Raw genomic sequence first — 14,073 nt, 5'->3', positions numbered from 1 at the left:
CTGGCCGGCTGGTTCAACCGCTTCCTCGACAAGCTGCAACCGATCATCGCCGACGTGAAACGCTCGGTGCAGGACGCCCGCAGCACCGCCGACCAGTCCGCCGCCATCGCCAGCCAGACCAGCGCCGGCATGCAGCAGCAGTACCGCGAAGTGGACCAGGTGGCCACCGCCTCCAACGAGATGAGCGCCACCGCCCAGGACGTCGCCCGCAGCGCCGCCCAGGCCGCCGAAGCCGCGCGCGGCGCCGACCATGCCACCCAGGAAGGCCTCGGCGTGATTGGCAAGACCACCAGCGCCATCGAGCAACTGGCCAGCGAGATGAGCGCGGCCATGGAAGAAGTGCAGGCGCTGGCCAACAGCAGCGAGCAGATCGGCTCGGTGCTGGAAGTGATCCGCGCGATCGCCGAGCAGACCAACCTGCTGGCCCTCAACGCCGCCATCGAGGCGGCACGGGCCGGCGAGGCCGGGCGTGGCTTCGCGGTGGTGGCCGATGAAGTGCGCAACCTGGCCAAACGCACCCAGGATTCGGTGGAGGAAATCCGCCAGGTGATCGAAGGCCTGCAGCACGGCACCCGCGAAGTGGTCGGCTCGATGCACAGCAGCCACCGCCAGGCGCAGGGCAGCGTCGAGCAGGTGGAACAGGCGGTGACCGCGCTGCAACGCATCGGCGAGGCGGTGACGGTGATCACCGACATGAACCTGCAGATCGCGTCCGCCGCCGAGGAACAGAGCGCGGTGGCCGAGGAGATCAACCGCAACGTGGCGGCGATCCGCGACGTCACCGAGTCCCTTTCCGGCCAAGCCGAGGAATCCGCCCAGGTCAGCCAGGCGCTGAACCGCCTGGCCAACCACCAGCAGGGGTTGATGGCGCAGTTCCGCGCTTAGGTTGCTCGCGGGCAGTGCGTAGGGTGGATGTCGCTTTTTACATCCACCGGTGAGGTCGCGCCCAATTTCCCTCACCCCAACCCTCTCCCAGAGGGAGAGGGGGCTGAAGTGGCCTAATGATTCTGGACACCCCGATAGGGCGTTAAGCTGCGCCCAAGCAAGAGGTGTTCATGAGCAGAAGATCATTCAGTCCGGAGTTCAAACTCGAGGCCGCCAGCCTGGTGCTGGATCAAGGCTATTCCATACCGGCAGCCTGCAAGGCGATGGGGGTAGGCCCAACTGCCATGCGGCGCTGGGTCGAGCAATTGACCCTGGAGCGCCATGGCAAGACGCCGGAACACGGCAAGGCGATGACGCCGGAGCAGCGGCGAATCCAGGAGCTGGAGGCCCAGGTGCGGCGGCTGGAGCGGGAGAAAGAGATCCTAAAAAAGGCTACCGCTCTCTTGATGTCAGACGCCCTCGATTAGTGCGCTTAGTCGAGTCATTGGGTGAGCACTATCCACGGGCAGAGCTGTGCCGGCTGTTCGGCATCAATCGCAGCAGTGTCTATGCCGCCGCCAAGTCAGCGGCTCGCGGTAAGCAGCCGCACGCCAGGTTGCGACAGCGCTTGGTGGAACTGCATGTCCAGAGTCGGCGTTCGGCAGGCGCCCGGACGCTCGCGGCGGCTTTGCGCCAGGAAGGCTGGGCAGTGGGTCGATTCCTGGCCAGCCGTCTGATGAAGGAGGCCCAGTTGTTCAGCTCGCAACGCCGTCGACACCGTTACTGCCCAGCGGTGGGCGAGAGTGCCAAGGCCTCGAACGAGCTGGACCGACAGTTCCGCACCCACGGTCCCAATCAGGTGTGGTGCGGCGACGTGACGTACATCTGGGCCGGCGGGCGCTGGATCTACTTGGCCGCGGTCATGGACCTGTATGCGCGGCGGATTGTAGGTTGGGCAATGTCCGATCGTCCGGACTCGCAGCTCACCGGACGTGCTTTGCGCGTGGCCTATGAGTCTCGCGGTTGCCCTGGCGGCGTGCTGTTTCACTCCGACCAGGGCAGCCACTACAGCAGTCAGGAGTTTCGACAATTGCTCTGGCGGCATCGAATCCGCCAGAGCATGAGTCGTCGCGGCAATTGCTGGGACAACGCCCCGATGGAGCGTTTCTTCCGGAGCCTCAAATCCGAATGGATACCGGCTTCGGGTTACGCCAGCCAAGCCGAAGCAGAGGCTGACGTACTGCGCTACCTGACCGACTACTACAACCACCGACGGCCGCACAGCTACAACAGTTACCAGACACCGGTACAGCGTGAAGCGCTGGCTGGATAGACCTAAACCGGTGTCCAGTTTTACTTGACCACTTCAGGCCGTCCGTGCAGCGGGCTGGTCTTCCGCTTCTGTAGGGGCGAATTCATTCGCCAAGCAGACCGCAGGTCTGCCCTACGAACCCCAGCCACCTCTGACTTCCCTCATCCGAACGCGGCCCGCCCCGGCCCCTCTCCCAGAGGGCGAGGGGTGACTCGCGCCGGCAACTACGTGCTCGCAGATGGCGCTCTGCTTTTCTGTGGGAGCGAATTCATTCGCGAAAAACCACGACCCACTCCTCCCTTTCTCGTTCCTGTCACCATCCGCACATCAAACTGGCGCCCAATCGCTTGCCGCCGATCAGTACCCCGGCTAGCCTGCCTCCCGGTCTAAACAAGGAACCCCCAGATGCTGAATATCGTCCTGATCGCCGGCTCCAGCCGTGCAAACAGCCAATCGGGCAAGGTCGCCCGCTTCATCCGCCAGCGCCTGATCGACCTCGACAAGGTGAGCCCCACGTCCTGCAGCATCATCGATCTCGGTGCGGGCCCGCTGCCCTTGTGGCCGGCCGAAGACACCGGCCCCTGGAGTGGATACCAGCAACAACTGCGCGACGCCGATGCAGTGGTCGTGATCGCCCCCGAGTGGAATGGCATGGCCTGCCCGGCCATCAAGAACTTCTTCATCTACGCCAGCAAGGCCGAGCTGGCCCACAAGCCGGGTCTGCTGGTAGGCGTTTCCTCCGGCATCGGCGGTGGCTACCCCATCAGCGAGCTGCGCGCCTCCAGCTACAAGAACTGCCGCCTCTGCTACCTGCCGGAGCACCTGATCATTCGTGGCGTGGAAAAAGTGCTGAACGACATCGAGCCGGTGAGCGAAGACGATCAGCGCATCCGTGCCCGCATGGACTACGACCTGGACATCCTCGCGCGCTACGCAGTGGCCCTGAAGCCGGTTCGTGAAGCCATCGACATGAGCATCCCGGCATTCGCCAACGGTATGTGATCGCTACAGCAATTGATGCTTGTGCAGCAGCCGGTAGAACGTCGGCCGCGACACGCCCAGCACCTTGGCCGCATGGCTGAGGTTGCTGCTGTAGTGAGCCAACGCATCGCACAGCGCCTGGTACTCCGCCCGGCGCTTGTAGTCCTCCAGCGTTCCCAGCAGCGCACCATCCACCGGCGCGCTGTGCAATCCCAGGTCAGCCGCTTCGATGGGTCCGCTTTCCGCCAGTGCGTAGCCCCGCCGGACCCGACTGGCAAGCTCGCGCACATTGCCGGGCCAGCGGTGGCGGGCCATCGCGGCCAGGGCTTCTTCGCTGAAATGGCTGGGCCGGCGGCCCGCCTCCAGGCTGTAGAGGTCGGCGAAGTAGCTCGCCAACAGGGCAATGTCGCCCTGACGCTTGCGCAGCGGCGTAATCATCAGGCGGTTCTGGTCCAGCCACTGGTGCAGGCCCGGGTGGAAATGCCCCTGCTCCACCAGTTCACCCAACTCCTCCCGCGTAGAGGCCAGGACGCGGATATCCAGCGCCAGCACTTCCCCGTCGGCATGACGCAACGTCCGCGAGCGCAGGCAAGTCAGCAAGCGCTCCTGCTGGCCGGATGGAAGCTCGTGGATGGCGTCGAGGAACAGCGTGCCGCCATTGGCCGATGCCACCTTGCCCTGATGGCCGAACAGCAGGCTCGCGGTTTCCGGTTCGGGCAGCACACCGCAGTTGAAACTGACGAAGGGCCCGCCCACTCGTCGCGACATCCGGTGCAGAGTGCGCGCCACCAGTTCCTTGCCGCTGCCGCTTTCACCCAGGATCAACACCGGCTTTTCACTCGGCCCCAGGCGCGCCAGTTGCTTGCGCAGGTCCCGCAGCGGCCGGCTCTGGCCTAGCAGCTCGTGCTGATCCCCACGACGGTTGCCGATGCCGCGCAGGCGGGCGATGCCAAACGCACGCCCGAGCAGGCCCTGCAGACGTGGCATGTCCACTGGCAGCACCAGTGCATCGAAGAACCACTCGCCGATGAACTCATCCAGGCCAGGCACGGGTTCGCTTAACGGATCGACCAGGGCAATCCATTCGGTGCCGCTGCGGCTGATCAGGTGCTTCACCCCTTCCGGGCGTTTCAGGTGATCGCTACGCAAGCGCAGCAGGCCTATGTCGTAGCTGGCCGCCAGGGCCTGATCGAGGTTCTGACTGGACACCGACCAGCCGGCCTCTTCAAGGTGCGGCAGCATTCGCCGGCAGTGATCGCACGGGTCGACCAGCAATAGACGTCTCGGTGCAGAGGAGAACGCTTCCAAGATTACCTTCCTTGACGCCAAAAAATTGTTTTATCAATGAAAACAATAGCTTGTTGGCACTATTTGTAACGCTAGCAAGAACATTGACACCCTATGGAACGTTTCTCTATAAGCGCAATTTCCCTCCGCGCTCAGAGGGGAATAAGCCCCCCATCAAGCGTCTCGACAGCGTGCCAATCAAGGCCAATACTCGGGCGATTCCTTCCTGCCTTGCAGGCCCTGCCATGAACCTCCTTCTGCGTGAGGCCAGGCTCGACGACTTGTCGACACTGGTGGAACTGGAGAGCCGCTGCTTCGAGGTGCCCCGCCTCAACCGACAGCAATTTCGCTGGATGATCCTGGAAGCCAACGCCAGCCTGACGGTGGCCGAGGGCGATGGCCAGGCCCTCCTCGGTTATGCCCTTGTACTGTTTCGCCGGGGCAGCAGCCTGGCCCGCCTGCATTCCATCGCCACCGACCCACGCGCCCGCGGCAACGGCATCGGCCAGCGCCTGCTGGTCGCCGCCGAAACCGGTGCCCGCGAGCATGACTGCGCCTACCTGAGGTTGGAGGTCTGCCCGGATGATCGCCAGGCCGTCAGCCTGTTCGAGCGCAACGGCTACAGCAACCTCGGGCTGCTGACCGATTTCTTCCCTGACCATCGTGAAGCGCTGCGCATGGAGAAGCGTGTCGTCCAGCACCCGCAGGCGCTGCATCGCCCGGTGCCCTACTACCACCAGACCACCGAGTTCACCTGCGGCCCGGCCTGCCTGTTGATGGCCATGGGCGCGCTGGACGGGGATACAGCCGGCAACCACCAGGACGAATTGCGCCTGTGGCGCGAAGCCAGCAGCGTGCACATGCAAGGCGGCCACGGCGGGTGCAGTCCCCATGGTCTGGCGCTGGCGGCGTGGCGACGCGGCTACCGGGTCAGGCTGGAACTGAGCGACCGCGGCCCGCTGTTTCTGGACGAAGAGCGTAATGCCGGAAAGCGCGAGGTGATTCGCCAGGCCCACGAAGACTTCTGCAGCGCCCTGCAAGACACCGATATCGAGCAGCATGTGGGTGACGAGTTGGACCTGAGGCCGCTGCTGGAGGCTGGAGGTCAGCCCCTGGTATTGGTAGATGGCCATCGCCGCAGCCGCAGCCGGGCGCCGCACTGGGTCCTGGTCACTGATTGCGACCGCAATTTCATCTACCTGCACGACCCCAACGCCGAACGCAGCCTGCAACGGCGCCCTCAGGACTGCCAGCATGTGCCGGTGACCCACAGCGAGTTCGAGCGCATCAGCCGGTTTGGCCAGGGCAAGCGCCGTGCGGCGGTGGTGCTCTATCCACGCGTGACTTAGCACTATTGCGTAGTAGCACCTTGCCAACACCCCTATCGATTGGCATAAGGTAGGAAATTTTCATCAAGTTACAGGGAAGTATCTGATGCGCGTCCTACGCCGTGTCCTATGGCTGGTGCTTTTTCTCCTTCTCGCCGGCCTGGCGGTCGTTCTTTATTACATCGCCAATCCCAACCTTCCGACCTACCAGGCACCCGGCCAACTGCACTATCAGGAGCAGTGGAGCGAGCAGGAGCGCCAGACCTACTACTACACGCCCCAGGGCACCACGGTTAAAGGTCTGCACTACGAATGGTTCACCGCCCTGGAGCTGCCTTTCTCCAAGGACAAGTTCGCCCGCCCTGAATACCTGGCGCGCTTCGGTTTCCTGGTCGATCCACAACAGAAGGCCACCCCCCTGAACCCCGGCAACCTGCCGGTAGGCATGGCACGCCACGAAGACGAGAAAACCGGCATCCAGTACCTGGATATCAGTTGCGCGGCCTGCCATACCGGCGAGCTGCGCTACAAGGGACAGGCCGTGCGCATCGACGGCGGCGCAGCCTTGCATTCGCTGGCGTCCACCGTCCCGACCCTGCGCGGCGGCAGCTTCGGCCAGGCGCTCGGCATGAGCATGGCGTTCACCTACTACAACCCGCTGAAATTCAGCCGCTTCGCCGAAGAGGTGCTGGGGGAGCGCTACCCGGAAGGCAAGAAGGAGCTGCGCAACCAGTTCAAGCAAGTCCTCGACCGCCTGCTCGGCACCGCCTGGAATGATACCCATCGCGGGCTCTATCCCACCCAGGAGGGCTTTGGCCGCACTGATGCGTTCGGCCGTATTGCCAACAGCGTTTACGGTGACGCCATCAGCCCCGACAACTACCGTATCGCCGATGCCCCGGTGAGCTACCCGCACCTCTGGGATATCTGGAAATTCGACTGGGTGCAGTGGAACGGCTCGGCGATGCAACCCATGGCCCGCAACATCGGCGAAGCGCTCGGCGTTGGCGCCAGCCTGCACCTGTTCCAGGCGGACGGAGGCCAAGTGCCGGAAGCTGACCGCTACGCCTCCAGCGTGCGCGTGCGTGACCTCCATACCCTCGAAGAAACCCTGAAGAAGCTCGCCCCGCCCACCTGGCCGGAAGCCGTCTTCGGCAAGGTGGACCTGGCCCGCGCCAGCCAGGGTCGCGCCCTGTTCGTCGAAAACTGCGCCTACTGCCACGCGCCCAATGTGGTGCCGCCGGAACAACGCATGGCGCCTGGCCGCGACCCGGAATGGCACATGCGCATCGTGCCGGTCGAAATCGTCGGCACCGACTCCACCACAGCCGACAACATCGCCGATCACCGTTTCGACATCAGCAAGCTCGGCTGGACCCGCGAACAGTTGGCCAAGCTCGACGTGAAGCTGTTCGGCGCGAACCTGGGGCAAGTGGACTTCAGCAAGATCTCCAGCGCCAAGGGCCTGGCCTACATCACCTCCTTCGTCGAAGAACAGGCGTACAAGCAGGCCGGCATCTCCGGCGAAGAGCGGGCGAACATGGACGGCTTCGGCCTGCCCATCGGCGTGCAGGAGAAGCGCGGCTACAAGGCACGCCCCCTGGACGGCATCTGGGCGACGCCGCCGTTCCTGCACAACGGCTCGGTACCGACCCTGTTCCAGTTGCTCTCGCCCATCACCGAACGCGCGACCCAGTTCCACGTCGGAAGCTTCGAGTACGACCCCAAGTTCGTCGGATTCCAGACCAACGCCTTCCCCGGAAGCTTCCTGCTGGAGACCTCGATCAAGGGCAACGGAAACCACGGTCACGAGTTCCGCGACGGCTGCCGCAAGGGCGGCGTAATCGGCCGAGCCCTGTCGCCAGACGAGCGACTGGCCCTGATCGAGTACCTCAAGGTGCTGGGCAACCCTGCGCTGGAAAGCCAACTCACGCCGGTCCAACCCAAGCCATGGACGCCCGGCCCGGATTGCCAGGGCTGAGCCCTCGCCCCAATCAAGAAGAACAAGGACTCCAGCTCTCATGCTCAAGCGCTTCTGGCTCTGGCTCGGCCGATTCCTCGGCAAGCTCACGCTCTTCGTACTGGTGGTCGGCCTGATCGGCTGGCTGGTGGGCGAGGCCTATTACGGCTGGAAATTCTCCGGCCTCGTCGCGACCGAGGAAGTCATCCCGGCCGACGAGGCGGTGCAGACCCGCGCCATCATCGATGACGCCGTCCGCATCGTCGAACAACACCGCGACAACACCCGCGTACTGCGCGATGCCCACGCCAAGGCCCATGGCTGCGTGAAGGCGCAGGTCAGCGTTGTTGCCGACCTGGATCAAGGGCTGCGCGCCGGCGTCTTCGCCGAACCGGGCAAGACCTGGGAAGCCGTCATTCGCCTCTCCAACGGCAATGCCTTCCCGCAGTTCGACAGTGCCCGCGATGCTCGCGGCATGGCCATCAAACTGCTCGACGTGCCCGGCGAGAAGCTGATGAAAAGCCCGACGCACGCCAACGAGCAGGACTTCGTGATGTTCAACCATCCGGTGTTCTTCGTACGCGACGTGGCCCAGTACCGGCAGAACTTCAATGCCCAGGCCAACGGCGAGAAGGTCGGTGCCTTCTTCCCCAGCTGGGACCCGCGCACCTGGGAAATCCGCCACCTGATCATCGCCCTCAAGACCCTCGCGCCGGCCCCCGACAGCCCGGTCGATGCCACGTACAGCTCCATCTCGCCGTACAAGCTGGGCGAGGCGAACATCAAGTACCGCGTCATCCCCGACCCGCAGAGCTGCCCGCCGTACGAGTTGCCCGAGCAGAACACCGCCCTCCCCAACTTCCTGCGCAACGCCCTGTACCAGCAATTGTCGCTGGACCGCGTACCAGCCTGCTTCGCCTTCCAGGTGCAGAAGCAGAATGCCCAGCACTACATGCCGATCGAAGACACCAGCGTCGAGTGGGACGAGTCCATCTCGCCCTTCGTGACCGTCGCCACCATCCAGGTTCCGGCGCAGGATTTCGACAGCCGTGAGCAGAACGTCGCTTGCGACAACCTGTCCTTCAACCCCTGGCACGGCCTGCCCGAGCACCGCCCCATCGGCGGCATCAACCGTCTGCGCAAGGCGGTGTACGAAGCGGTGAGTGCGTATCGCCATGAGCGTAACGGAGCGAGCGACGCGACCACGCCTTAAGGCGGTCTCGCTTCCTGATCGCCACCGGGCAATCGCTTTTCTGTAGGGGCGAATTCATTCGCCAAGCAGGCCGCAGGTCTGCCCTGGCGACTCCCCGCCACTCGAGACCTCCCTCACCCCAACCCTCTCCCAGAGGGAGAGGGAGCAATCCGAGCGATGCGCGTGAGTTGGGGTCTCCGGCCCCACCCATCAGCCCAGCCGGGCCGCGCCTCGCGCCAGTGCTAGCCTTTTTCTTACCCGCCGGGCGCCCAGAGCCCGCCCGGTGCAGCGCCTACGGGCCAACCCATCAATCGCGGAAACAGCCCGAGGCCAGTCCGGCTGCCCGCCCCGTCTTCGCCAAGAAGCCTGCTCCGGGCAGCGATCCTTTTCAGGTCACGGAGCCCAGACCATGGCGCAATATCGCGAAGCCCTGCCGCAACTGGAGGGCGAACTATTCCTGACTGATGGTGGTATCGAGACCACGCTGGTCTTCCATGAGGGCATTGCTCTCCCCGACTTCGCAGCCTTCGTACTGCTCAACTACCCCGACGGCCAGGAAGCGCTGCGCAAGTACTTCCGCGCCTACTGCGCCATCGCCAGTCACTACGGCACCGGCCTGATCCTCGAGAGCCCGACCTGGCGCGCCAATTCTGACTGGGCCAGCCACCTCGGTTTCACGCCGCAAGGACTGGCCGAGGCCAATCGCCAGGCCATCGCCCTGCTGCAAGCGTTGCGCAGCGAAGTGGAAAGCGGTCGTACGCCGGTGGTGATCAGCGGCTGCGTCGGTCCCCGAGGCGACGGCTACATCGCCGATGAGGCCATGGATGAATACGAGGCGCAGGAGTACCACAGCGAGCAAATCGGCGTGTTCGCCGAAACCGCCGCCGACATGATCACCGCGATGACCATGAACTACGTGGAGGAAGCCCTGGGAGTCGTCCTGGCGGCACGCGCGGCACAGATGCCCGTGGCCATCGCCTTCACGGTGGAAACCGATGGCAGGCTTCCCACCGGCCAGGGCCTGAAGGAAGCGCTCGAACAGGTGGACAAGGCCACGGCCTCCTACCCGGCCTACTACATGATCAATTGCGCCCACCCGGACCATTTCGCGGACGTGCTCGTTCCGGGCAGCCGCTGGGTACAACGCATACACGGGCTTCGCGCCAATGCCTCGCGCAAGAGCCACGCCGAACTGAACGAGGCCACCGCACTGGACAGCGGCGACCCCGAAGAACTGGGCGCCCAGTACGCCCGACTGCGCCAGCGTCTACCGCATATCAATGTCATGGGCGGCTGCTGCGGCACCGACCACCGCCATATCGAGCAGATGGCCAAGGCGTGCAAGCCGCTGTTCCGCGCAGCGTTGTAGGTGTCACCTTCCTTGTGGGGGCGAATTCATTCGCTATGGGCCGCGCAGCGGCCCTGAACGTTGGCGGGCAGGACTTCGTCCTGCTCAGCGATTGAAATCGCCCCCACAGCAATGCAGGAGCCTCCGAAAACATCCGCTTGCATCTCCATTTCCCGCCCCGAATACCCGACAAAAGGCCTCAACTATGCTGTAGGTGAACACGCATGCTGAGGTCACCATGATTCGCTGGTTGCTCCGCGGGCTCCTGTGCCTGGCCCTGATCGCCCCCGGCACGCTGCTGGCCGCCGGAAGCATCAGCGTGCTCACCGTCGACGGCCCCATCGGGCCGGCCACAGCCGACTACCTGACCCGTGGCATCGAACGTGCCGAGAAGGACAAGGCGCAGCTGGTGGTCATCCAGATCGACACCCCAGGTGGCCTCGACACCTCCATGCGCAGCATCATCAAGGCGATCCTTGCCAGCCCCGTGCCGGTAGCCAGCTTCGTCGCCCCCAGTGGTGCCCGTGCCGCCAGTGCCGGCACCTACATCCTCTACGCCAGTCACATCGCCGCCATGGCACCGGGTACCAACCTGGGGGCCGCCACGCCCGTGCAGATCGGCGGCATGCCCGGCCAACCGGAAGGCGACAAGCCAGCCGGTGGCAAGGACGAGAAGACAAAGGACGACAAGGCCGCGCCCGCGGGTAACGAGGAAACCCTCGCCCGCAAGCAGGTCAATGATGCGGCGGCCTATATTCGCGGCCTGGCGCAGTTGCGCGGACGTAACGCCGACTGGGCCGAACGCGCCGTGCGCGAGTCCGTCAGCCTAACCGCGGCCGATGCCCAGCGTCTGAAAGTCGTGGACCTGTTGGCCCGCGATGTGCCGGATCTGCTCGCCAAGCTCGACGGCAAGACCCTGGAAGTCGCCGGGCAGAAGATCGCCCTCGCCACCAATGGAGCGCGGCTGGTGCAACACGAGCCGGATTGGCGCGCGCAGATCCTCGCGGTCATCACCAATCCCAGCGTGGCACTGATCCTGATGATGATCGGCGTCTATGGCCTGATCTTCGAATTCTCCAACCCCGGCAGCGGCGTCGGCGGCGTGATTGGTGGCATCTGCCTGATCCTCGCGCTCTACGCGCTGCAGCTGTTGCCGGTGAATTTCGCCGGCATCGCGCTGATCCTGCTGGGCATCCTCTTCATGGCGGCGGAAGCCTTCATGCCCAGCTTCGGCATCATCGGCTTCGGCGGCATCGCCGCCTTCGTGGTCGGTGCAGTGATCCTGATCGACACCGAGGTTCCCGGTTACGGCATTCCCCTGTCGCTGATCATCACCGTCGCCCTGTCCAGCGCGTTGGTGATTTTCGCCATCATCGCGATGGCCGTTCGGTCCCGGCGGCGCGCGCTGGTCAGTGGCGATGCCGGGCTGGTGGGCAGCCAGGCCACGCTGCTCGACCTCGGCGTGGACGACCCGCACATCGGCTGGGTCCAGTTGCAGGGCGAGCGCTGGCAGGTGCGCAGCGATGCCCCCTTGAGGAGCGGCCAGCGCGTGCGCGTACTGGCACGCAAAGGACTGTTGCTGGACGTGACGGCGGATGAGCGTCCGCCCAAAGGAGACTGACCATGGCCTTTCCGCTGAGTTTTGCCACCCTCCTGTTCCTGCTGATCGTACTGGCGGTTTCGGCCATCCGCGTGCTGCGCGAGTACGAGCGCGGCGTGGTGTTCCAGCTCGGCCGCTTCTGGAAGGTCAAGGGTCCGGGGCTGGTGCTGATCATCCCGGCCATCCAGCAGATGGTGCGGGTCGACCTGCGCACCGTGGTGCTCGATGTGCCGCCCCAGGACGTCATCTCCCGCGACAACGTTTCGGTGAAGGTGAATGCGGTGGTCTATTTCCGCGTGCTCGATCCGGAGCGCGCCATCATCCAGGTGGAAAACTTCCTCATGGCCACCAGCCAGTTGGCGCAGACCACCTTGCGCGCCGTACTCGGCAAGCACGAACTGGACGAGATGCTGGCCGAGCGCGAACGCCTGAACGTCGATATCCAGCAGGCCCTGGATGCGCAGACCGATGCCTGGGGCATCAAGGTCTCCAATGTCGAGATCAAGCACGTCGACATCAACGAATCCATGGTCCGCGCCATCGCCCGCCAGGCCGAAGCCGAGCGCGAGCGGCGGGCCAAGGTGATCCATGCGGAAGGCGAGCTCCAGGCCTCGGAGAAGCTGATGCAGGCCGCCGAGATGCTCAGCCGCCAGGCAGGCGCCATGCAGTTGCGCTACATGCAGACCCTGGGCTCAATCGCCAATGACAAGACCACCACCATCGTCTTTCCGTTGCCAGTGGATTTGCTCGGCGGCATGAGCGACGACGGGAAGCGCAAGAACAACAAGGACTGAGATGCCGACCTCTCGCCCTGTTTTCGCCACGCTTTTCAGGGAGATTCCCTGAAAAGCCACCCGTATTCGGCGGGGCCACGGTGACCGGGTTTCTACACTTGTTCAAAAGGACAACAAGAACCCTGGAGGTCGCCATGCGTATCGGAGTGCCGAAGGAGATCAAGAACCACGAATACCGGGTCGGCCTGACCCCGCAATCTGTGGCCGAATTGACCCGCCTGGGACATGAAGTCTGGGTCGAGACCAGGGCGGGAGCCGCCATCGGCTTTTCCGACGAGGACTACCAGGCCGCCGGCGCCAAGGTGGCCAGCGGTGCCGGCGAGGTCTTCGAGCAGGCCCAGCTGATCGTCAAGGTCAAGGAGCCGCTCACCCAGGAGCGCGCCCGCCTGCGTCCCGAGCAGACCCTCTTCACCTACCTGCACCTGGCCCCGGACCGTCCGCAGACGGACGAACTGATCGCCTCCGGCGCCACCTGCATCGCCTACGAAACCGTCACCGACAGCCACGGCCGCCTGCCATTGCTCGCGCCCATGTCGGAAGTGGCCGGGCGCATGTCCATTCAGGCCGGCGCCAGCTGCCTGGAAAAAGCCAAGGGTGGCCGAGGCGTGCTGCTCGGGGGCGTACCGGGTGTGGCACCGGCCAAGGTGGTGGTGCTGGGTGGCGGCGTCGTCGGCACTCACGCGCTGGTCATGGCGGTGGGTCTCGGGGCCAATGTCACCGTGCTGGACAAGAGCGTGGATGCCCTGCGCCGACTGGATTCCCTCTACGGCAATCGCATCACCACCCTCTACTCCACCCACAGTGCCGTGCGTGAGCAAGTGCTGGCTGCGGACCTGGTGATTGGCGGCGTGCTCATTCCCGGCGCCGCGGCGCCCAAGCTGGTCACCGCCGAAATGGTGGCGCGGATGCAGGACGGCGCCGTGCTGGTGGACGTGGCCATCGACCAGGGCGGCTGCGCGGAAACCTCACGAGCCACCACCCACGCCGAGCCCACCTACGTGGTGGATGGCGTCGTGCACTACTGCGTCGCCAACATGCCCGGCGCCGTGGCACGCACCTCCACCCTGGCCCTGAACAACGCCACCCTGCCCTTCGTCGTCGCCCTTGCGCAGAAGGGAACGCGCAAGGCCCTGGAAGACGACCTGCACCTGCGCCATGGCCTGAACGTGGCCAAGGGGCGGCTCACCAATGGCAGCGTCGCCGCCGCGCACCATCTGGACCATGTGCATCTGGAGGAGATGCTGAAGCAGCTTTGAACCAAGCCACCCATGCCCGCTAATGCTGTGGGGGCGATTTCAATCGCTGAGCGGACCGGAGGTTCGCCCACCCGGGGCAGCGGAGCTGCCCTTGGCGAATGAATTGACGCAGCCGGAGGTTCCTACTTCTCCCATCGTGCTGTCGATCGCC

General features: G+C 64.7%; 11 protein-coding genes. 10 read left to right on the top strand and 1 reads right to left on the bottom strand.

Features of this window, described 5'->3' with window-relative positions; translation table 11 throughout:
- The 3 genes from DM872_RS09570 to DM872_RS09560 form a co-directional block, all read left to right on the top strand.
- Window positions 1-885: methyl-accepting chemotaxis protein (locus DM872_RS09570; protein ID WP_179059261.1), on the top strand; the 885-nt coding region annotated here is incomplete at its 5' end.
- Window positions 886-1,055: 170 nt separating this feature from the next.
- Window positions 1,056-2,197, top strand: a protein-coding gene (locus DM872_RS09565) for an IS3 family transposase (protein WP_373273697.1) whose coding sequence is annotated in 2 segments (ribosomal slippage) — window positions 1,056-1,317 and window positions 1,317-2,197 — 1,143 coding nt in all. Because the reading frame shifts where the segments join, the coding sequence is not laid out codon by codon here.
- Window positions 2,198-2,581: 384 nt separating this feature from the next.
- Window positions 2,582-3,178 carry an NADPH-dependent FMN reductase gene (locus DM872_RS09560; RefSeq protein ID WP_179059259.1) on the top strand — a complete coding sequence of 199 codons (597 nt, stop codon included), beginning with the start codon at window positions 2,582-2,584 and terminating at the stop codon, window positions 3,176-3,178.
- Window positions 3,179-3,181: 3 nt separating this feature from the next.
- Here the strand turns inward: DM872_RS09560 and DM872_RS09555 are convergent, their stop codons facing one another.
- The gene (locus tag DM872_RS09555) at window positions 3,182-4,465 is read right to left on the bottom strand and encodes a sigma-54-dependent transcriptional regulator (RefSeq protein ID WP_179059258.1); all 1,284 of its coding nucleotides are present in this window, start codon (window positions 4,463-4,465) and stop codon (window positions 3,182-3,184) included.
- Window positions 4,466-4,689: 224 nt separating this feature from the next.
- On the opposite strand from DM872_RS09555, the gene DM872_RS09550 reads away from it, so the two are divergent.
- The 7 genes from DM872_RS09550 (at window position 4,690) to ald (ending at window position 13,922) form a co-directional block, all read left to right on the top strand.
- A complete protein-coding gene (locus DM872_RS09550; RefSeq protein ID WP_179059257.1) occupies window positions 4,690-5,793 on the top strand; it encodes a GNAT family N-acetyltransferase/peptidase C39 family protein in 1,104 nt (367 codons plus the stop codon).
- Between the two features lie 85 nt (window positions 5,794-5,878).
- A complete protein-coding gene (locus DM872_RS09545; protein WP_179059256.1) occupies window positions 5,879-7,753 on the top strand; it encodes a di-heme-cytochrome C peroxidase in 1,875 nt (624 codons plus the stop codon).
- A gap of 40 nt (window positions 7,754-7,793) precedes the next feature.
- Window positions 7,794-8,945, top strand: coding sequence for a catalase family protein (locus tag DM872_RS09540; RefSeq protein WP_179059255.1), 1,152 nt, complete (start codon window positions 7,794-7,796; stop codon window positions 8,943-8,945).
- A gap of 388 nt (window positions 8,946-9,333) precedes the next feature.
- Window positions 9,334-10,293: a homocysteine S-methyltransferase family protein gene (locus DM872_RS09535; protein ID WP_179059254.1), complete on the top strand. Its 960-nt coding sequence runs from the start codon at window positions 9,334-9,336 to the stop codon at window positions 10,291-10,293.
- Between the two features lie 217 nt (window positions 10,294-10,510).
- A complete protein-coding gene (locus tag DM872_RS09530) occupies window positions 10,511-11,893 on the top strand; it encodes an NfeD family protein (RefSeq protein ID WP_179059253.1) in 1,383 nt (460 codons plus the stop codon).
- Between the two features lie 2 nt (window positions 11,894-11,895).
- Window positions 11,896-12,666 carry a slipin family protein gene (locus tag DM872_RS09525; protein WP_077524354.1) on the top strand — a complete coding sequence of 257 codons (771 nt, stop codon included), beginning with the start codon at window positions 11,896-11,898 and terminating at the stop codon, window positions 12,664-12,666.
- A gap of 134 nt (window positions 12,667-12,800) precedes the next feature.
- Window positions 12,801-13,922: an alanine dehydrogenase gene (ald, locus tag DM872_RS09520; protein ID WP_179059252.1), complete on the top strand. Its 1,122-nt coding sequence runs from the start codon at window positions 12,801-12,803 to the stop codon at window positions 13,920-13,922.
- Window positions 13,923-14,073: the final 151 nt, after the last annotated feature.

This window comes from Pseudomonas taiwanensis (assembly GCF_013393345.1).
In the GTDB taxonomy this organism is placed as follows: Bacteria; Pseudomonadota; Gammaproteobacteria; order Pseudomonadales; family Pseudomonadaceae; genus Metapseudomonas; species Metapseudomonas resinovorans_C.
This window is presented reverse-complemented; position numbering and strand designations above follow the sequence as displayed.